Source organism: Sphingomonas faeni (genome assembly GCF_040407565.1).
Lineage (GTDB): Bacteria > Pseudomonadota > Alphaproteobacteria > Sphingomonadales > Sphingomonadaceae > Sphingomonas > Sphingomonas faeni_F.
Map to the genome: position 1 here is coordinate 956116 of NZ_JAPZPR010000001.1, position 19887 is coordinate 976002.

Here is a 19887-nt window from a genome sequence, read left to right on the forward strand (position 1 = left end):
CTAGTCCTCGTCCTTCGCCGCGCCCTTGCCGAGTTCGGCCTTGAGCGTGAACGAGTTGGTCGAGGCGATGCGCTCCTCGCCGGTCAGGCCGGCTGTCACGGTGACGGCGCCGCCATTGGTACGGCCGAGCGTCACCGCCGTCACCCGGAAGCCGGTCGCGGTGCGCACAAATACGTGCGGCCGGTCACCGATCATCTGCACGGCAGCCGAGGGCACTGCGACGCTGCGGTCCCCGCTCGCCGGGAGCAGCACCGACACGCCGACATTCTCGCCGACGCGCCAGACGCCGCCCGCATTGTCGATCGTCGCGATCACGGGGACGAGGCGCGTGGTTTCGTCGAGGATCGGCGAGACGAAGGTCACGCGGCCGTCCTGGCGGCGGCCGGCGGACGTGACTTCCACGCGTGCACCCGGCTTCACGCGGCCGGCGTCGGTGGGCACGAGCGACATCGTCACCGACACCTTGGCGAGGTTGGCGACGCGGAAGATTTCGGCGTCAGCCGCGACCTGTTGCCCCAGCGTAGCCGACCGGGCGATCACCTGGCCCGCGATCGGCGCGCGTACCGCCATGCGGTTCAGCGCGCCGCCCCCGCCTCCCGTGGCCGACAGCTGCTGCCGCGCGAGACGGAGCGCAATGCTCGCTTCCGTTGCGGCGGTCCGAGCTGCGACGAGGTCCTGCTCGGGCGACACGCGTTCGGCGAACAGCCGTTGCTCGCGGCGTAGGTTCGACTGGGCAAGCGCGGACCGCGCACCGGCAGCCTCGACCTCAGCGTTGAGCGAGGCTGCCTCGCGGCTCTCGATGATCGCCAGCGTCTCGCCGCGGCCGATGGACTGGCCGAGGTTGCGGGTGAGCGAGACCAGCCGGCCGCCGATCGGCGCGGCCACGACCTGGACGCCCTGCGGATCGCCCTCGATCGTCGCGGGCAGTTCGATCGCGCCGGCGACGCCGCCGACGGTCGGACGCGTGACCTCGATACCGGCATCGGCGATCTGCTGTGCCGACAGCGTCGCGACCGTGGGATCGCCGGAAGCCTTCTCTCGGTCCTCGTTCGCCGTAGCGTTGGCTGCGGCCGTCGGGTCGGGCGAGGGGCCACAGGCTCCGAGAACCAGAGCTGCAGCGGCAGGCGCGATCGCGCGCAGGAACGTGCGATTCATCGGTCGGTGTCCTTGGCAATCGGCGCTTCGGCAGTCAGCCGTTCGAGGCGCGCACGTGCGTCGTGATAGGCGGCAAGCGCGTCGATCGCGGCCGTCCGTGTGTCGAGAAGCGTCCGTTCCGCATCGAGCAGGTCGAGCTGCCCGAACTTGCCTTCGCGATAGCCGATCCGCGCGATCCGCGCGGCTTCCGCGGCGGCGGCGAGTGCAGGCCCGGTCGCGTTGCGCGCCGTCGTCGCGGCATTCGCCGCCTCGGCCTGCGTGGTCGCGATGTCCTGCTCGGCATCGAGCAAGGCCACGCGCTGCAGTGCGTCCGACTGGTCGCGCTGCGCATCGGCGACGGCAACCGCCGATCGGCCGCCGTTGAAGACGGTCAGCGGGATCGAGACGCCAAAGACGGCGGCGGTGTCGTTGGTCTGTTCGAGCCGTCGGGCGCTGGCGCTGAGCGTCAGGTCCGGCACCCGCTGGCTTCGCGCAAGCCGCACCTGCGCGGTCGCGGTGTCGAGATCCGCGCGGGCTGCCGCGGCGATAAGTGTGCCCGTCGAACCGGATGTATGGAGGGGGCCGAGCGCGTCCACCTGCTGGAACCAGGAGTTGTCGAGCGCGCCGACCGGCATTCCAATAAGCCGGGCAAGGTTCGTCGCGGCGACGGCGGCTGAACGGTCCGCACGTTCCAAGGCGCCCTCGGCCGCAAGACGCGCAACGTCTGCACGCTGTTCCTCAAGCGGTGAGGCGCGTCCCGCCTGCACCCGAACCTTGGCGGCGCGGAGCACTTCGGCGGCAATCCCGACCTGATCGCGCGCGACCGCTGCACGACGTTGCGCGGCCACCCCGACGACGTATGCCTGCGTGACCCGCAGTCGGAGGTCGGCGCGCGCGATCGCTGCTGCGATACCTGCGCGGCCGATCTGCGCGTCGGCGAGTGCCATCCGGGCCTGCCGCTTGCCGCCGCGTTCCAGGGGCAGCGCCAACCCCAGCGTCGTTTCGGACGAGCGCAGGCCCCGATAGATCCCGGACCCCGCGACGTTCTCGGTCTCGGCGACGATCGACGGGTTCGGCCGAAGCGCCGCGACCCGGCGCTGCGCCTCGGCCGCGCGAACGCCCGCGGACGCGACATCCTGGAAGGGCGACGACGCGCCGGCGCGGCCAAGCGCTTCTGCGAGCGTCAGGACTGGTTCCGCCAAAACCGGCGGACGGGTCTGGGCCTGCAGCGACGATGCGCAGGCGCCTGCGGCCACGATAGCCGCGAAAATACGATGCATGGGAATGCTCCTGACGAAGTAGATTCAGGCGCGCTCGGCGCACCCGATCGACGTGTCAGGCCCGGGGCGGTCTCAGCGCAGTATCGGCGTTCCGCCCGACCAGCGCCGCGCCGTCGAAGGACACGAGCGTGGCGCCGGTTGGACCGGTTATGCCGTCCAATGCGTCGGAGTCCGGCGCGCTCATATGGTGCGCGTGGCAACTGCCGTGATGATGCGGATAGCCCTTGTCGGCATCGGCCGCGACCTGATCGCCATCGCTATCGATATGCAGGGCAGCTTCGTACTGGCTGGTCTCGATGCAACCACCAACCTCGGCCGCATGCGCCACGCCGACCCAAGTGGTCAGCACGAGCATCAGACAGGCAAGGAAGGGCACGAGACTACGCATCGGTCCTCGGATAGCAGAGAATGGCGTCGCTGTAACCGGTCACCGCGGGACGATCGAATCCGGTACGGAATGGAACGGCGCCGTGACGCGGAACTGTCATCGCCTTGTCGCTCCGGTGTCGCGGAAGCGTCCTAGGCGAGGCGAAGGCACGGCCTGGGGCACCATATATGATCAGTATTTCAAAGGCTGCCCTGGCGGTCGGCGTCGCGGCAGGCGCATTCTGCGCGGCTAACGCGCAAGCGCAAAGCGCGCCTGCCGCACCGGCGGACACGGCCGCATCCGCGGACATCGTCGTCACCGGGACGCGGGCTGGTGAGCGCAAGGCGATCGAGGAAAAGCGCAACGCCGACAACTTCGTCGAGGCCATCTATGCCAACGACGTCGGCAAGCTGCCCGACCAGAACGTCGCCGAAGCCGTGCGCCGCATTCCCGGCCTTTCGGTGGCCAACGATCAGGGCGAGGGGCGCTACGTCATCATCCGCGGGATCAATCCCGATCTGGTCAACGTGACTCTTAACGGCATGACACTGCCAGCGCCCGAGCCCGAGGGCCGGCAGGTTAAGCTCGACGACATCCCTTCCGCGCTGATCAACGCGGTGGTGGTCACCAAGTCGCTGACCGCGGACCAGGACGCCAACGCGATCGGCGGGTCGGTCGACGTGCGCACGCTGTCGGCGTTCGACCGCAACAAGCCGTATTTCGCCGACGCCCGGCTGGCCTATGGCTGGTCGAAGCTCAACGGCGGCCACCCGTACGAGGGCGACATCCAGGTCGGCGGGCTGTTCGGCCCCGACCGGCAATTCGGTGCGGTGCTGTCGGTCAACTATTCGAAACGTCCGATCGAGTCGGAGAACTTCCAGGGCTCGACAAATTACCGGGTCCCGGTCGCTGCGAACGGCTTCCTCGTGCCCGACCAGTATGGCCTGCGCGACTATAACCTGGCCCGGACACGGAAAGGCGCGGTGCTCAACCTCGACTGGCGGCCGAGCGACACGACTACGCTCTTCCTGCGCGGGACGTATTCGGCGTTCGACGACAACGAGACGCGCGACCAGTTCATCATCGACAACCAGTCCGCCTTCACCAACCAGACCGCGACGACGGGCACATTTCGCGGTCGCGGCAGCGTCCGCGTGCGGCGGCGCGAAGAGTCCGACAACACCAAGTCGGTGCAAGGCGGCGGCGAGTTCGACGTAGGACCGGGGCATCTCGCGATCACCGGCGGCTATGCGCGTGCGCAAAAACGCGATCCGCTGCGCTCGGAATACAATTTCCGTACCGGCGGTGCGGCATTCACGGTCAATTACGACGTGTCCGATACGCCCTATGAATTCGTGCCGACCAATAGCGTCGCGCAGACAGCCTATTCGCTCAACAGCGTGAACTACGACCGTCGGCTGGCGATCGAACGGCTGGCGCAGGGTCGGATCGACTACACGATCCCGCTTGGCTTCGGCGACGGCGGGTCGTCGATCAAGGTCGGTGGAAAATATCTCGATCGACACAAGACGAACAATCGCGATTACGTCACTTATGGCCTGACGTCGGGGCGTGCATTCACGCTCGCGAATGTGTCCTATATTGGCGATACGAGCTTCTACGACGGCGACTACACGTTCGGGCCGCGCATAGATTATGATCGCGCTCAGGCCTTTCTCGCCGCCAATCCCGGCACGATCACGCCGAACACCGCAGGCTCGATCAACAACAGCCTGGCCAATGATTACGATGTGAAGGAGCGCATCATCGCCGGGTACGCGATGGCGACGCTTAAGTTCGATAAACTGACGCTGGTCCCTGGCGTCCGCGTCGAACAGACCCGCGACCGAAGCAAGGCCAAGCTGATCACCGCGACGTCATCGATCGCTTCGGGGTTCAACAGCTTCGGGTCTCGGCAGTACACGGACGTTTTCCCCGGCCTCAACGCCCGCTACGACCTGACCGACAATCTGGTTGTGCGCGCCGCCGCGACGACTTCGATCGGGCGCCCCAATTACGCGCAGCTCGCGCCGTTCGTGTCGGTGGACCAGACGACGTCGCCGAACTCGGTCGCGCAAGGGAATCCGAACCTCAAGCCTTACAAGGCGCTCAATTTCGACGGCGCGATCGAATATTATCTTCCCGGCCAGGGGCTGTTGTCGCTCGGCGGCTTCTACAAGAGGCTGGACGACCCGATCTATCAGCAGGCGTTGCTTGGCCAGACAGGCACGTTTGCGGGTCAGGCGCTGACCAACGCGACGGTTTCGACGGCGCTCAACATCGACAAGGCGAAGGTCTATGGCGTGGAGATCAATCTCCAGACGCGGTTCACCTTCCTCCCTTCGCCGCTCGACGGTTTCGGCGTCAGCGCCAACTACACGCGGATCTGGGGTAACGGAAACGGCACGATCCTCGGCACGACGCCGCGGGTCGGCGACATCCCGTTGTTCCTGCAATCCAAGCATGTCGGCACCGCGCAGATCTTCTACGAGAAATACGGTTTTGCGGTCCGCGCGGCCTATTCCTATCGCTCTGCCTATCTCGATACGCTGGGCGCGACCGAGGCGCTCGATCAATACACCGGCAATAATGGGCAGCTCGACGTGAACGCGAGCTATCAGGTCACGCCCGAGCTGACCTTTTTCGCGAGCGCGACCAACCTTACCGATGCGCCGTGGCGGCGGTATATCGGCACGAAGACTCTGCTAGTCGAGCGCGAGCGTTACGATATGACGGTGCGTTGGGGCGCGCAGCTCCACTTCTAGGAATGGCCATGCGATCAGTCCCACTGCTTTCGGTCGCCGGCGCGATCGTCCTGGCCTCCAGCGGATCGGTCGCGCTCGGCCAGACGCGTACACTCGCGGGGCTGCGCGTCGACCGCGTCGTGATGCTGATGCGGCACGGTGTCCGCCCGCCGACCAAAGCGCCGCCGATGCCTGCAGGAACGGCGGCGGAAGCGTGGCCCGCATGGCCCGTCAAGCCCGGCTATCTGACGCCGCACGGCGCCGACGCGTTACGTCGCCTCGGGGCCGCCGACCGTGCGAATCTGATGATGGCCGGCCTGATCCCGCGCCGCGGATGCGCGAAGATCAGGATCGTCGCCGATAGTGATCAGCGGACGATCGCAACCGCTGGCGTCTGGGGCGCTGCCGTGTCGCCCGGCTGCGCGGTGGCCATGACGCATCAACCACAGGATGTCGGCGATCCGATCTTCTCGCCGATCGACGAACATGCGGTCGCGTTCGACGCAGACGTGGCCCGTGCCGCGGTGTTGGCGGGCGCCGGACCGAACGGCGTGGCTGGCGAGGAGCGTCGCCTGCGTCCCGTGCTGTCGCGGCTCGATCAGATCCTGTGCGGGCCGGCGCGAACGGCATGCGGTGTCGTGGGCGTGCCGTCTGCGCTCGCGCCAATCAAGCCCGGCAGCCGGCCGAAGCTCAGCGGCGCGCTCGATCGTGCATCGACCGTCGCGCAGATCCTTTTGCTCGAATATGCCGACGGCAAGCCCATGCGCGAGGTTGGTTGGGGACGCGCCAGCGCTACCGACATCGCCCGGGCGTCCGAGTTTCACGCCGTCGAGTTCCGCCTGCTGGCACGCCCGCGCTACGTCGCTGCCGCCAACATGGCGGGGATTGGACCGGTCGTGCGCGACGCGCTGGGCGACATGTCCGCCAACGCGCCGGCGGTCACGATGCTCTCCGGCCACGACACCAACGTGGCAAGCCTCGCCGGTCTGCTCGACTTGCACTGGCACGTCCCGGGTCTCGCCGCCGATGACCCGTCCCCCGGCGGTGCGATCGTGTTCGAGCGGCTGGTTGACGCCGCCGGGCAGCGCTATGTCCGCGCGGTGTATCGCTCGCAAACGCTCGACCAGATCCGCGCGCTGACTACATTCGGAGGCGCTATCAAACCCTATCGCTTCGTCATGCCGATCGCGACCTGCTCTGCGCGCGGCGTCCGCGGCCTGTGCACGCTGGCGGCGTTCAAGGCCTTGATGACCGCCCGCCTAGTCGGAAAACAGGAATAGCAGAGCCGATCCGCGTGATCGGTCGTGGCTCGCGAAGAACGACGACACCCGAGGCTTCACGCCCATTCTGCGGGGGATGACGGCAGCACCGTGAAACACTGCGCGTGCATGTTTATCCTTCGCTCTCGCAGACCCGACGCCGTCGCTTGCCAATAGTTAGATCCGGCCGTGCTGCGATATCTCTTCGATCCGTTCACGAATGGTTTGGAGGCATTCGTCGGCTTTGATGCCTATCAAAAGCTCATCGCATTGATCCGCAAGATCCAAAGCATTCTTGGCCGCTTGCTCGATGGAAGCGAGTTGCTGCAAGCGCAATTTTACTTCGGGCATGTCAGTGTCTCCGTCGTTTCAGCGGACTCTGCGATTGCTTTTGGTGGACGGGACCTTTGCAGTCTCTTTTGAGACCGGTCCTCCAACCAGATCCGGGTTTCAGCGCGGAATTCGCCGGGAATGCGCGTCGCGGCGTGGTCCGCCATGTCGCGAAGGGTTCTCGCCTTGAGGACGTCCTTCATGCGCGCATCGGCTTCCAGCATAACCGCGTGAATGCCGCATACGCCCGATGTCGCCCACGCGGGTGGTGCCGGGCCGTATAGCGGGCAGGCGTGCCGTACGTTGCGACAGTCGAAGAGCGCCTTCCGGCCATCGACTGCAATCACGACGTCGAAAAAGGATATTTCTTCGGGGCGGCGAGCAAGTCGAACGCCGCCCCGCACGCCCTCCGTTGCAACGACGATACCCGCCTTGTTCAGTTTGGTCATCACGCCGGCCATGAACTTGACCGGCAGCGCCCGAAGCGTCGCCAAGTCCTTCGAGCTGGGCGCGGCAGCTTCGTCAGGCAAGTCGATGATGTAGAGAAGGGTATGTAGCGCATATTCGACTGCCGTGCTGATATGACTCAAGCGAAACTCCGACCCAGGTAGTGGTAGTTATAGCTCGGTACAGGGCGGCCGCAACCGTCGCAGCAATGATCAATCAAAGCGATGAAGGAGGTCGAGCGCACGGATTCTCGGCATAATCGCTCTGCAAAATATCTATCATTTTGAGGGTCCTAACGATATTGGTACCCGTGCTTCATTCGCAGGCGGCAACCGGGAAGGTACATTGTCTCGGGCAATCGGGTTGCTGCCGAGCCGAAGCGAACAGATTTTGGAGGGTGCTAAATGCCCGTCGCGCATTGTGTATCCAGTATGGCAGGCATCATTCTGGATTTCGACGAGGGGTTCTGTCAGCTCGTTCAACGTCGGCCAGATGAACTGATCGGTCTGTCCTACAAGGCGATCACCGCGGCCTCCGACCTGCATAAGAGCAGTGAGATGCTCAGCGGATTGATCGATAAGGCCGTCCCAACCTACCTTCGGAAGACATACGTGCGTCCTGACGGTAGTTTGATCGAGGCCGATCTGCTCGTATCCAAGTTCAGCGACGAGGGGCGCCTCATATCAACATTGTCTTGGACTGAGGGCCATCAAGACACCTCACCGTCACGACTCTGGCAGGCCGCGTTGCGGATCAAGCACATATACGATCTGCGGATCATCGAGTTCGGACGCGACCTCTTCGGCGATCATGTCGGGCTTATCCTGGTCCACGTCTATTTGACGGAGGCGGAGGGGCGCGTCGCTGCCACGTCGCAGATCGCCCAGTCGGTCGATCTCTCCGCCCAATCGATGAGCCGCTGGGTCAAGGTACTGGCGCAACGTGGCCTTCTCGAGACCTTGGATGATGCCGACGAATACGTTCAGCTCAGCGCCAACGGGGTTTCGCGACTGGAACGCTTGTTTGCCGCGACGTTAGCACCCGAAGCCTTGGCCGTAGGAACCGTCTGACGAACCCCACATGTCAGGCCGGCGGCGTTGAAACTGATGCTTCGTCCGGTTGTTCAGTGTAACGCTCTTCGACAGGCCGTTCTATATGCGCTCGGCCCGCCGACCTGCTGCTTCGACCGATCCAGAAAGCCTAGCCCTGCCGCTAACGAAAGGGGGCAGAGCCGGCGCGGTGTCGTTCCGTCGATATTTGACGGCGCTCGGGTCCAGCACATATCGGGATGTCTGACATTAGCGGGAGCTTGCGCACGATGATCGTCGGGATCGATCTGGGGACGACCAACAGTGCGATCGCGATCTGGCGCGATGGCCAGGCCGAGTTCATTCCCAATGCGCTGGGCGATACGCTGACCCCGTCCGCGGTCAGCGTCGCCGACGACGGATCGGTGATCGTCGGGATGGCGGCGCGCGATCGGCAGTCGACGCATCCGGCCGACACCGCAACCGCGTTCAAGCTGTACATGGGAACGCGGCAGACCGTGAAGCTCGGCACGACGACGTTCACGGCGGAGGATCTGTCGGCGGTCGTGCTGGCGAGCCTCAAGGTCGATGCCGAGACGTTCCTGGGCGAGCCCTTGACCGGCGCCGTGATCACCGTCCCGGCCTATTTCAACGATCGCCAGCGCAAGGCGACGCGGCGGGCGGGCGAGCTCGCGGGGCTGAAGGTCGAGCGGCTGATCAACGAGCCGACTGCCGCCGCGCTCGCCTAAGGAATCCAGACCCGCGAGGAGAAGGAGCCGTTCCTTGTCTTCGATCTCGGCGGCGGGACGTTCGACGTCTCGATCGTCGAGATGTTCGACGGGGTGATGGAGGTCCGCGCCTCCGCCGGCGACAACCGGCTGGGTGGTGAGGACTTCAACGAGACGGTGATCGATCTGGCGAAACCGCGGATCGACCCCGAGGACGCGCTTGCCGTCGTCGACCCGGTCTTGCTGCGCGAATTGCTCCGCGCCGCCGCCGAACGGTGTGGCCGGGCACTCACCGACTCGGACGAGGCGCCGTTCACCGTCACCGCGCTGGGCCAGGATTTCTCGACGACGATCACCACCAGCGAATTCGAGACGCAGGCCGCACCGCTGCTCGCCCGGCTGCGCGAGCCCGTGCTGCGATCGTTGCGCGACAGCGATATCCGCGTCGACTCTCTCAGCGAAGTGATCCTGGTCGGCGGGTCGACGCGGATGCCGGCGGTGCGGCGGACGATCACGCGGATGTTCGCGCGGTTTCCGAGTGCTGCGGTCCATCCCGATCATGCGGTCGCGCTCGGCGCGGCGGTGCAGGCCGGTCTCAAGGCGCGCGACGCCGCGCTCGACGAGATCCGCATGACCGACGTCTGCCCCTACACGCTTGGCATCAACCATAGCGTTGCGGACGGGCGCGGCGGCTTTCGCCACGGCATCTTCTCGCCGATCATCGAGCGCAACACGCCGATCCCGGCTAGCCGGGTCGGCGCGTATCAGACCATCGCCGACAACCAGCGCCATCTCGAGATCGAGATCTATCAGGGTGAGGCGCGCGAGGTGCAGGGCAACGTCAAGCTCGGCACGGTACGCATGCCGGTGCCGGCCGGGCGCGCCGGCGAGGTCGGGATCGAGGTGCGCTTCAGCTACGACACCAGCGGTCTGCTCGAGGTCGATGTCAGCGTGCCGCAGGCGGGTACGTAACGCAATCTGGTGATCGTCGACGACGAGGACGCGCCGGACAAGGCGGCGATCGCGGCGCGGCGCGTCGCGAAATACTCGCGGCGCTGAAACGTCATCCCTGTGACGAGAGCCACAATCGGGCGGTGGTCGCCCGCGCGGCGCGCTGTTACAAGGGCTTCATCGGCGACCGGCGCGACCTGTCGGCACCTGGATCACGCAGTTCGAGGCGGCGCTGACGACCCAGGATCCGCGCATCATTGACCCCGCCCGCGCGCAGTTCGATGCCGCGCTGAAGGAACTCGAAGGCGACCGCTACCTGTGGGCGATCTGCGGGGCATCTGGCAAACGCTGGACCTGGCACCGACCGTCGATACCGCGGCGATCCGCAGGGCCTATGCTCGCAGGCTGAAGTCGTTCGACATCGACGACGAGCCCGACCGCTACATCGCGCTCCGCGACGCACGTGATGCCGCGATCTCGCGAGCCCGGAGCTCGGACGGCGATGTCGTGCGGAAGAACGATGGCGATCCCGTGTCTTCGTTCGAGTTCGCGACCGACCTGGAATTCGCGGATGACTTCGATCTCTGGTCCGACGACGACGATACCGAGTTTCCCCATGCGCCCCCCGAAACCCCGTCCCGTTCCGCAGTCGATGGGGACGATCGGGACGATCATCCGATGTCCGACGCCGCCAATGCGCACGACGCGTCGATTCAGGAGCATTACGATGCGGTGGTCACGATCCTGTTTCCCGGCGACGAACGGCAGCGACAGGTCCTCGACCGCGAGACCGCCGCCGACCTTACTGACCATGTCGACGTTCTGCTTGCGGATGAGAGGCTGCAGGAACTGAAGTTCTACACCGACGCGGAACGCTGGTTCGCCGAGGTGATCGCGGCGTCTTCACCGCGGTCGGACCCGATCCTGACGCAGGTGATCCAGCATTTCGGCTGGTTGACCGGTCGCGGGCGGATCGATCAGTCTCCAACGGTCGGCGCCGCCGTCGCACGCCGGGATGCGCTTGTGTACGTGACCGAACTGCAGAACCGGAAGCATCCGCTGCACCAAGCCTGGCGCGAGTTGCGCAAGCCGGCGACCGAAACCAGCCGCCGCGGCTGGGCATCCGACGCGCGAAAATACGGCAATTGCTTGGTACCATCCGCACCGACCATCCGACCTTGGAGCGGGAGCTGGACTGGTACCGCGTCGCGCTATGGGAGCGTCCTGCTCGCTCCGCGATCAATTGGCGTGTGATGTGGGCCATCTTCGTGGTGGGTATGCTCATCCTGCGCGCGGTCTTTTCTACCGACACCAATACGCGCTCCGCGACGCCGCCGAACTCTCAGGAGGCATCCTATGTCAGTCCGGCGAAGACGCTCGATCCGGTTCTCGCCACGCTCGGTGGAACCGACCTGACTATGGCGAGCATCCGCGAGGGCAATGCCAAGCTGTACGGACAGTTGGCGAGCAATTGGACGCTGACCCGCGACAGCGCGACCGATCCGAGGACGTTCGCCGAGAGCATGCTCAAACTGTTATCCGATCGCTATGTCGCGGGTTCGAACCGCGCGCCACACGCACTGTTGGTCGATCTCGCGACCCTGCGGCTAGACAAGGCGCGGGCGATCCGTGTGCCCGATCCGGGCGCATGCGCCGACTTCTTCGTACTGGGTACCGAAAAACCGCTCTGGATGACCCCGGATCTCGCGACTCGTAACAGGGCGCTTGTCGCCCGGGTGCTGCTGGAAACCGATGGCGATCCTCCTGCAAAGCCGTTGGGGAATACCTTCAAGGTCAACGGTACGGTGGTCGACAAGGCGGCAAGGCGCGCCCGGCTTCCGCGCGCCGGATTCGTCAAGGCGGTCCTTGAGGGCAACACAACGAAGGACCGGTGCAAGGCGACGATCGCGTTGGGTGAAACCGCGCTGACACTACCAGCCAAGGAGGGGGACGAGATACTGCGGCACTTTTAGCACTCTGGCCGGCGGGTGGATACGTAACCCGAGCGGAGTGTTCCGCGGGCGGTATCCGCAAGCAGAATCGACTTCGCAGGGCGTCGATGCACTGCCATTTCCGGCACGAGCGACGCATGGCTGGACAGGCTGTAAGCTGTCCGGCCGCGCAGGCGGTAACGGATGTCCGTCAGATCGCCGACCAAGCCAGCCTCAACCGCTCTGTCGTTCCGGCCGAACGCGCGGAAGAATATCGGGCGCATGACGCGGCAACGCCAAACATCGAGAAGTGGACGATTCCGATGCACATTGTCCCGACCAGGCACCGGTTTGCGTCCGACATATCGGTCAGCCATTCTTCAGCGATCCGCATGCGAGGCGCTTCCGGTTCATGACTGATCATCACGCGATCGCGGCATCGATTAGAGGCTGAAACCCCTGCGCTTCATCTCGCCGAGCACGGCTTCCGCCACCGGATGACCAACTTCGCCGCCCGATTGCTCACAAGCGTCGTTCAGATCGGTGTCGGACGCGTCCCGCAATAGGGCGCGAACTTCGGCGCTGAAGGAGTCGACTTCCTCGCCTGCCGCGTCGGCGGCGTCGTCGCTGGTTACGGCAGGCTTATCATTTGGCGCCGGGGCAGGGCAATGATCGCGTCCTGCTTGACTATGTCGAACGCGTTGGCGCCTCGCTACGTTCCTCGATCACAATCTCGAGAAGGGTAAAGAGGTCGAGCGGAGATGCAGTGTTTTCCATGGCCGAGCGTAGGCCGATCTCTTCGATTCGAGTAATCGTCGCTCGGCTTGGCGATTGGCCCCGCCGATCACCGCCCCGATCGGTATCGACAGATCGTCGATATCCCTGCCCACCAAGGCGTCGGTGATTTGAACAAGACGCGACAGTCATAGATCACGTCATACACGACGGATGCGGGGGCGAGACTTAGGGGAGGGCATCTCACGCACATAACGTGGCTTAGCAAAACGCTTACGCCGCTGAATTGATGCCTGGTGACCCCTACGAGAATCGAACTCGTGCTTACGCCGTGAGAGGGCGTCGTCCTAACCGCTAGACGAAGGGGCCGTTAGCAGATGCGGGCGTCTACGGAATGGGGTGGCAGGCGTCAAGACGGTTGCCGCACATTCCTGAGACGCCCGCGCATTTTATCAGGCGGCGACCTTTTTGCGCTCGGCCATTTCCTCGTTGAGCATCTCGGCCAGCAAGAAGGCGAGTTCGAGGCTTTGGCTGGCATTAAGGCGCGGGTCGCAGTGCGTGTGGTAGCGGTCAGCAAGCGATTGCTCGGTCACGTCGACCGCGCCGCCGGTGCACTCCGTCACGTTCTGCCCGGTCATCTCGGCATGGATGCCACCAGCGTGCGTACCTTCCGCGCGGTGGACCGCGAAGAAGCCGCGGACCTCGGCGAGGATGCGGTCGAACGGCCGCGTCTTGTAGCCGTTGGCGGCCTTGACGACGTTGCCGTGCATCGGGTCGCAGCTCCACACCACCGGATGGCCTTCGCGCGTGACGGCACGGACGAGGCGGGGCAGGTTCGCCTCGATCTTGTCATAGCCATAGCGCGTGATCAGCGTCATCCGGCCGGGGATGCGGCCGGGGTTGAGCGTGTCGAGCATCCGCAGCAACGCATCGGGCTCGAGGCTCGGGCCGCACTTGATGCCGATCGGGTTGCCGATGCCGCGGAGGTATTCGACGTGGCTCGAGCCTTCGAACCGCGTGCGATCGCCGATCCACAGGAAATGCGCGCTGGTGTCGTACCAGTCGCCGGTCAGCGAATCCTGTCGGGTCAGTGCCTGCTCGTACTGGAGCAGCAGTGCCTCGTGGCTGGTGTAGAAATGCGTCTGCGCGAGCTGCGGCACGGTTTCGGGATCGATCCCGCATGCGGCCATGAACTCGAGCGCCTCGCCGATCCGGTCCGCGGTCTCGGCATATTTCTTCGACCAGGGGCTGCGGCCCATGAAGTCATGCGTCCAGCGATGGACCTGATGCAGGTTCGCGTAGCCGCCCTGCGCGAACGCACGCAGCAGGTTGAGCGTCGCCGCCGACTGCGAATAGGCGCGGATCATCCGCTGCGGGTCGGGCGCGCGCGATTCCGCGGTGAAGGCGATGTCGTTGACGTTGTCGCCGCGGTACGAGGGCAGCTCGACGCCGCCGATCGTCTCGGTATCGGTCGAGCGCGGCTTGGCGAACTGGCCGGCCATCCGGCCGAGCTTCACGACCGGGAGCTTCGACGCGAAGGTCAGAACCACTGCCATCTGGAGGATGACGCGGAACGTGTCGCGGATGTTGTTCGCGCTATGCTCGGCAAAGCTCTCGGCGCAATCGCCGCCCTGGAGCAGAAACGCCTTGCCGGCCGCGACCTCGGCGAGGCTCGCGGTCAGGTTGCGTGCCTCGCCGGCGAAGACGAGCGGCGGGAAGGTCGCCAGCTGATCGGTCGCGGCGGTCAATGCGGCCGCGTCGGGATAGGTGGGGAGCTGTCGTGCTTCGTGACGCGTCCAGCTGTCGGGGGCCCAGTTCGCGGCCATGATATGTCGTCCGATTGGTGAAATGTGGCGCTGGCCATGCGGGAAAACCGCTTTTTGCGCAACGAAGTAAAGCTTTGGGGCGGTTGGAAGCGCCGGTTCAATAGCCCGCATCGAGGTCGGCGACGTTCTTCATCGGCGTGCCAGCCATGAAAGCGGCGAGGTTTTCGAGGAACAGCGCGGCGCCGCGTGCAAACATCGTCGTCTGGCTGCGGCCCGACAGGTGCATCGTCACGATGGTGTTTGGCGTCGACCAGAGCGGGTGATCGCTCGGCAGCGGTTCAGGATGGGTGGGATCGAGCACTGCGCCGGCGATGCTGCCTTCGGTCAACGCCCAGATCAGCGCATCGTCATCGATCATGTCGCCGCGCGCGATGTTGATCAACCAGGCCGACGGCTTCATCGCCGCGAGTTCGTTGTGGCCGATCATTGCGTGCGTGGCACCGGTCGATGGGGCGGCGAGCACGACCCAGTCGAAGTCGCCGAGTTGGTCGCGCCAGGCGTCGGGCGTGATCGTGCCGTCGCGGCCGGTGCGCGTGACGCCGGTCACGGCGACGCCGAACGCGGTCAGGCGGTCACCGATCATCTTGCCGATCGTGCCGTAGCCGATGACGAGCGCGCTGGTGCCGGCGAGTTCGATCTTGCCGGGCGCGTCCTTCAGCCATTCGTGGCGGTCCTGCGCGCGCAACACCGTGTCGAAGCGCTTGGCAGCGACGAGTACGGCCATCACGGCGTATTCGGCGACTGCGACGGCATTGATGCCGGCACCGTTGGTCAGCGTGACGTTAGCGTCGCGCAGGATATCGAGCGGGAACGCGTCGAGCCCGGCGTAGATCGTCGAGACCCATTTGAGGTTTGGCCCGGCGTGGCGGATCGCGTCGGCGACGAGTTCCGTCGGCTGCATGTCGACCCAAGCGATGTCGGCATCAGCGATCATCGCGTTCGCGTCCTCGGGTTTGGTGAACCAGGCGGTGTCGAGGTCTGCGGGGAGGTGCGGTTCGAGGAGGAGGCGGGCGGCGGCTGGGAGTACGGCTTTCATTTATAGCAGCATCGGCCGGACGCGGGGCATGTCAAGTTTCGGAGGGGCGTGCGACTTCACGATCCTCCCCCGCGAGGGGGAGGTGGCGCCGTAGGCGACCGAGGGGGCGGACACGCAACGGTGGTTATCGCGTCCTCCCCCTCCGTCAGGCAAGGGCCTGCCACCTCCCCCTGGCGGGGGAGGATCCGAACGCGGCGTCGGCTTGTTGCGACGCTGGTGGATCGATCGTCTCAGAGAGCGATCTTCCAGTCCCAGCCTAGCGAGTCGCCGTCCATGACCTCGACCCCCGCGGCGGCCAGCTCGTCGCGGATCGCGTCCGACGTGCCGAAATCCTTTGCAGCGCGGGCGGCGCGGCGGTCCGAAAGCCGCGCGGCGATGGTGGCCTCGTCGATCGTTGCGGTTACCGGCCGGATACGCAGGTCCTCGCGGCGGATCGTTCCGAGATCGAGGCCGAGCACGGCGTCGAAATCGACCAGCGTGTCGAGGCGGTCCGCGGGTGCGATACGCTTGTCCGCGAGCAGTTCGTCGAGGATCGGCAGCGCGCGCGGGGTGGCGAGGTCATCGGACACCGCAGCGTCGAGCCGAGCGTAGTAGTCGCGCGGGCTGCCAGACGGGCCGCCGGGCCCGCGTGCGGCCAGCGTCTCGACGGTCATCGCAAGCCGCTTCAACCGCGTCTGCGCCGCCGCGAGGTTCTCCCACGAGAATTCCAGCTCGCTGCGATAGTGCGCCTGGAGACACATCAGCCGATAGGCGAGCGGATGGAAGCCGCGATCGACGAGCGTCTGCAACGTGGTGAACGCGCCGCCCGACTTCGACATCTTGCCCGAGCGCTCGACCAGGAAGTTGTTGTGCATCCACAGTGTCGCGCCGGTATCGCCGCAGTCGCAATGCGCCTGGTTCTGCGCGATCTCGTTGGGGTGATGGATCTCGCGGTGATCGATCCCGCCGGTGTGGATGTCGAACGTCTCGCCGAGATACTGCTTGCTCATCACCGAGCATTCGAGATGCCAGCCTGGCGCGCCGCGCCCCCAAGGCGAATCCCACTCCATCTGGCGGTTCTCGCCAGGGGCGGACGTCCGCCAGATTGCGAAGTCCTGAGGATGGCGCTTGCCCGCGACCGGATCGATCCGGCTCTCGCCCGCATCGTCCTGAGACCGTGCGAGGCGGCCGTAATCGGGTACGGTCGAGGTGTCGAAATACAGCCCGTCCGGCAACTGATAGCAATGCTTCTCGGCGATCGCCTCGCCGAACGCGATCATACCGTCGATATGATCGGTTGCGAGCGGGAATTTGCTGGGTGGACGGATGTTGAGATCGACGAGGTTCTGTTTGAACGCATCGGTATAATGCTTTGCGATCGCCCAGATGTCCTGGCCGCTGGCGCGCGCCGCCGCTTCCATCTTGTCGTCGCCGACGTCGGCATCGGAGGTCAGATGGCCGACATCCGTGATGTTGATGATGTGGGTGAGCGGATACCCCTTCCACGTCAGCACGCGGCTCAGCGTGTCGGTGAAGACGTATGCGCGCAGATTGCCGATATGGGCGTAATTATAAACCGTAGGGCCGCAGGAGTAGATGCCGACGTTCGTGGGATCGATCGGCGTGAACGTCTCGAGCAGTCGCGAGAGGCTGTTATACAGGGTCGTGGGGGAGCGTGTCATGCGTGCCTCTTAGCGACGCGCGCAAGCGGCGGCAAAGCCCACACGCGCCGCTTTTCCCGCGGTGGTCAGCGCGCGACGCTGATCAGGACATTGGCTGTGTATCCGTCGGCGACCGATCCCGCGAAGGTTGGGGTCTGCTGCGCGCTCTACGCAGCGGTGTTGTCGCCGAAGACTTTGTCGCTAGTGGTCGTGATCTTTGCGAATCGAGGGGCGCTCGCCATTCCGATCGCATTGCCAGAGATAAACCGCAAAGTTGACCAGCGGCGCGCATAATGAGGTGACGTCGACCACGATCAGCGTGATTGATAGCTTAATTCCCGTCGCCACCGTCGTCGTACCGGTGAAGCTCGAATGGATGTCGCTGCGGATCATGCCGGCGACGATCAGTGCGTTCGAAGCTGACCCGCTTGCCGTGTTGGTACCGTCGTTTGGGTAGGGACCGGCGGTATCGGTTGGATCCGCGACGCAGCCGGTTGTCATTGGCGTCGGCGCGGGAGTCTCGATCCTGGTCGGTGTAGCGGCGCGCGCCGGGCTGGCGGCTACCGTAGTGACGGCATTCGCCGACTCGGGCCCGCTTCCGCGGGCGTTGGCGACGAGCGCGGCCGTGCCTGCGCCAGCGATCGTCCTGCTCGTGTCGCATGATGGTTTCACGGTTAAGCGAGCAAGGGGGGGCACTAGGATGCGGCCCTCGTGTTTCGCGGTTCCGTCGCGAATTTGCCGAATGTGTCCGCTGTTATACGGCGCGAGCGAGTTCCAAGCACCGCCTGACGCGGCGGCGGGTTTGGCTTGAAACCCTGGCGGAGCCCTGATAGAGGCCACGGTTCATGCGGCGCGGACCTATTCGCGACGGCAAAAATCTATTCGACCGGAGCTTTACGGGTTTATGCAGATCATCGTCCGCGACAATAACGTCGACCAGGCCCTTCGCGCGCTCAAGAAGAAGCTGCAGCGCGAGGGCGTGTACCGCGAGATGAAGCTGCGCCGGCACTATGAGAAGCCTTCGGAGAAGCGCGCTCGCGAACGTGCGGCGGCTATTCGTCGCTCGCGCAAGCTCGACCGCAAGCGCGCCGAGCGCGACGGCGCACGCTAAGATCAATGATCGGCCCGTATCCGGCTGACGGGTAGGGTCGATGTTCGCGGGGGCTGTCGATCACGACGCCCCCGTTTGCTTTCCAACGGCACGCCCGGCGCTCCGGCGTGACCAGATGACCGGGGCCCTGATCCGATGTCGACCGTGACCGCAGTGCCGCTGCAGCCGACCAAGCGCAGCTATCTCGTCTATCTCTGGGTCGGCATCGCGCTCGCGCTGATCGCCGCAGTCGCACTTGCGCGTCAGGGTGACGATCCGCTGGCGCGGAATGCGCGCGCGAAGGGCGTCGTCGTGACCGCGTCGGGCTTGCAGTACAAGGTCATCACGCCGGGGAAGGCGGGCGCTGCCAAGCCGACCGACACCGACGTGGCGCTGGTGAACTACGAGGGCAAGCTGCTCAACGGCACCACCTTCGACAAGTCGCAGCAACCGATGCCGATGCCGGTGAGTGGCGTTGTCCCCGGCTTCTCCGAGGCTCTGAAGCTGATGCCAAAGGGTGCGAAGTACCGCTTCTGGTTGAAGCCTTCCCTTGGCTACGGCGATAAAGCCGCCGGTCCTATTCCGCCGAATTCGGCTTTGGTGTTCGACGTCGAACTGCTCGACTTCCTGCCGCAGAGCGTCGTGCAGCAGATGCAGGCTCAGGCGCAGATGGGTCGCGGCGCACCGGGCGGCGCTCCTGGTGCAACGCCGGGCCAGCCCCAACCCTAAGCGGAGCGGGCGTTACTGGGCCAGGCGGCTCGGCCCGGTCTTTCTGGATGCGTAGGATGCGCCCGCGATTCATCGCCGGGCGCATTTTGCGTGTAGGGCGTTTGTGGCGATGCCCGCCCGGCTCGACGCGTTCGTTGCCGCTGCACATCGGCACTTAGCCTTGCGGATTCGAGGGGAGAATCATCATCGTCAGGCATGCTGAGGTTCGACGACCCGCTAGGGGTAGGGTCGTGCCCTGCGGTGCCGTGCAGGGTATCTTCACTCGGTGCGGCACGCATCCCGGCCTGTCCGGCAGGCAAAAAAATAGCGGCCCGAAGACCGCTATTTCTCGAACTAGGTCCTAAGACTTAGTTGCTGTCGGAATTGTCATCGCTGTCAGCAACGATAACGATGCCTGCGACAACAGCAGCTGCTGCGAGGATCGCAACGATGATGCCGCCGCCAGCGAGCTCGTTCTTGTCAGCCGAAACCGAACCCGAACGAACCGACTTAGCAACCGACAGATTAGCCGGTGCTGCCATGGCCGGAGCAACTGCCATCGTGGCTGCTGCTGCGGTCAGGAGATACTTCCCAAGACGCATGATGAACTCCCTTTGTGCTCGTCAGCTCGCCAATGGCACGAAACCATCTGC

The 19887-nt window shown here is 65.1% G+C and carries 18 protein-coding genes, 1 tRNA gene and 1 pseudogene; 9 read left to right on the forward strand and 11 right to left on the reverse strand.

The features are described from left to right. Genes O6Y00_RS04160 through O6Y00_RS04170 form a run of 3 tightly spaced genes read right to left on the reverse strand, consistent with a single transcriptional unit; the run spans position 1 to position 2769 of the window. The gene (locus O6Y00_RS04160; protein ID WP_353441327.1) at positions 1 to 1155 is read right to left on the reverse strand and encodes an efflux RND transporter periplasmic adaptor subunit; all 1155 of its coding nucleotides are present in this window, start codon (positions 1153 to 1155) and stop codon (positions 1 to 3) included. Further along, positions 1152 to 2414, reverse strand: coding sequence for a TolC family protein (locus O6Y00_RS04165; RefSeq protein ID WP_353441328.1), 1263 nt, complete (start codon positions 2412 to 2414; stop codon positions 1152 to 1154). Before O6Y00_RS04165 ends, O6Y00_RS04160 begins: the two co-directional genes overlap by 4 nt. Positions 2415 to 2469: 55 nt before the next feature. Further along, the gene (locus tag O6Y00_RS04170) at positions 2470 to 2769 is read right to left on the reverse strand and encodes a hypothetical protein (RefSeq protein ID WP_353441329.1); all 300 of its coding nucleotides are present in this window, start codon (positions 2767 to 2769) and stop codon (positions 2470 to 2472) included. Positions 2770 to 2969: 200 nt separating this feature from the next. On the opposite strand from O6Y00_RS04170, the gene O6Y00_RS04175 reads away from it, so the two are divergent. Continuing rightward, positions 2970 to 5546 (forward strand): TonB-dependent receptor, encoded by a 2577-nt coding sequence (locus O6Y00_RS04175; protein ID WP_353441330.1) that lies wholly within the window; start codon positions 2970 to 2972, stop codon positions 5544 to 5546. 8 nt (positions 5547 to 5554) lie between these two features. Then, positions 5555 to 6805, forward strand: coding sequence for a histidine-type phosphatase (locus O6Y00_RS04180; RefSeq protein WP_353441331.1), 1251 nt, complete (start codon positions 5555 to 5557; stop codon positions 6803 to 6805). 156 nt (positions 6806 to 6961) lie between these two features. On the opposite strand, the gene O6Y00_RS04185 is transcribed toward O6Y00_RS04180, so the two are convergent. Together O6Y00_RS04185 and O6Y00_RS04190 are read right to left on the reverse strand one after the other, a co-directional pair. Then, positions 6962 to 7135, reverse strand: coding sequence for a hypothetical protein (locus O6Y00_RS04185; protein WP_353441332.1), 174 nt, complete (start codon positions 7133 to 7135; stop codon positions 6962 to 6964). Further along, positions 7123 to 7704 (reverse strand): RrF2 family transcriptional regulator, encoded by a 582-nt coding sequence (locus O6Y00_RS04190; RefSeq protein WP_353441333.1) that lies wholly within the window; start codon positions 7702 to 7704, stop codon positions 7123 to 7125. The genes O6Y00_RS04185 and O6Y00_RS04190 overlap by 13 nt, the downstream gene beginning before the upstream one ends. A 261-nt stretch (positions 7705 to 7965) precedes the next feature. Here O6Y00_RS04190 and O6Y00_RS04195 point away from each other — a divergent pair, with 261 nt between their 5' ends. The 5 genes and pseudogenes from O6Y00_RS04195 (at position 7966) to O6Y00_RS04215 (ending at position 12615) form a co-directional block, all read left to right on the forward strand. After that, entirely contained in the window at positions 7966 to 8631 is a 666-nt protein-coding gene (locus O6Y00_RS04195) for a PAS domain S-box protein (RefSeq protein WP_353441334.1), read from the forward strand. A gap of 248 nt (positions 8632 to 8879) precedes the next feature. Further along, positions 8880 to 10289, forward strand: a pseudogene (locus O6Y00_RS04200) (Hsp70 family protein). 297 nt (positions 10290 to 10586) lie between these two features. After that, positions 10587 to 11522, forward strand: coding sequence for a hypothetical protein (locus O6Y00_RS04205; RefSeq protein WP_353441335.1), 936 nt, complete (start codon positions 10587 to 10589; stop codon positions 11520 to 11522). Positions 11523 to 11536: 14 nt separating this feature from the next. Next, positions 11537 to 12241: a hypothetical protein gene (locus O6Y00_RS04210; protein ID WP_353441336.1), complete on the forward strand. Its 705-nt coding sequence runs from the start codon at positions 11537 to 11539 to the stop codon at positions 12239 to 12241. Positions 12242 to 12357: 116 nt separating this feature from the next. Continuing rightward, the gene (locus O6Y00_RS04215; RefSeq protein ID WP_353441337.1) at positions 12358 to 12615 is read left to right on the forward strand and encodes a hypothetical protein; all 258 of its coding nucleotides are present in this window, start codon (positions 12358 to 12360) and stop codon (positions 12613 to 12615) included. Positions 12616 to 13228: 613 nt separating this feature from the next. Here the strand turns inward: O6Y00_RS04215 and O6Y00_RS04220 are convergent. The 5 genes from O6Y00_RS04220 to O6Y00_RS04240 form a co-directional block, all read right to left on the reverse strand. Further along, positions 13229 to 13303 (reverse strand) — tRNA-Glu (locus tag O6Y00_RS04220). Between the two features lie 83 nt (positions 13304 to 13386). Continuing rightward, positions 13387 to 14760, reverse strand: a complete 1374-nt coding sequence (locus O6Y00_RS04225; protein WP_353441338.1) for a class II 3-deoxy-7-phosphoheptulonate synthase — start codon at positions 14758 to 14760, stop codon at positions 13387 to 13389. A 97-nt stretch (positions 14761 to 14857) separates the two neighbouring features. Continuing rightward, positions 14858 to 15796, reverse strand: coding sequence for a D-2-hydroxyacid dehydrogenase (locus O6Y00_RS04230; protein WP_353441339.1), 939 nt, complete (start codon positions 15794 to 15796; stop codon positions 14858 to 14860). Positions 15797 to 16026: 230 nt separating this feature from the next. Beyond that, on the reverse strand, positions 16027 to 17457 hold the full coding sequence (cysS, locus tag O6Y00_RS04235) for a cysteine--tRNA ligase (RefSeq protein ID WP_353441340.1): 1431 nt from the start codon (positions 17455 to 17457) through the stop codon (positions 16027 to 16029). Between the two features lie 180 nt (positions 17458 to 17637). Beyond that, positions 17638 to 18108, reverse strand: coding sequence for a hypothetical protein (locus O6Y00_RS04240; protein WP_353441341.1), 471 nt, complete (start codon positions 18106 to 18108; stop codon positions 17638 to 17640). Positions 18109 to 18340: 232 nt separating this feature from the next. Between O6Y00_RS04240 and rpsU the strand changes: the two genes are divergently transcribed. Continuing rightward, entirely contained in the window at positions 18341 to 18547 is a 207-nt protein-coding gene (rpsU, locus tag O6Y00_RS04245; RefSeq protein WP_055878578.1) for a 30S ribosomal protein S21, read from the forward strand. Positions 18548 to 18682: 135 nt separating this feature from the next. Continuing rightward, on the forward strand, positions 18683 to 19255 hold the full coding sequence (locus O6Y00_RS04250) for an FKBP-type peptidyl-prolyl cis-trans isomerase (RefSeq protein ID WP_353441342.1): 573 nt from the start codon (positions 18683 to 18685) through the stop codon (positions 19253 to 19255). A 347-nt stretch (positions 19256 to 19602) separates the two neighbouring features. Here O6Y00_RS04250 and O6Y00_RS04255 read toward each other — a convergent pair whose 3' ends face one another. Next, a complete protein-coding gene (locus O6Y00_RS04255; RefSeq protein ID WP_353441343.1) occupies positions 19603 to 19836 on the reverse strand; it encodes a hypothetical protein in 234 nt (77 codons plus the stop codon). Positions 19837 to 19887: the final 51 nt, after the last annotated feature.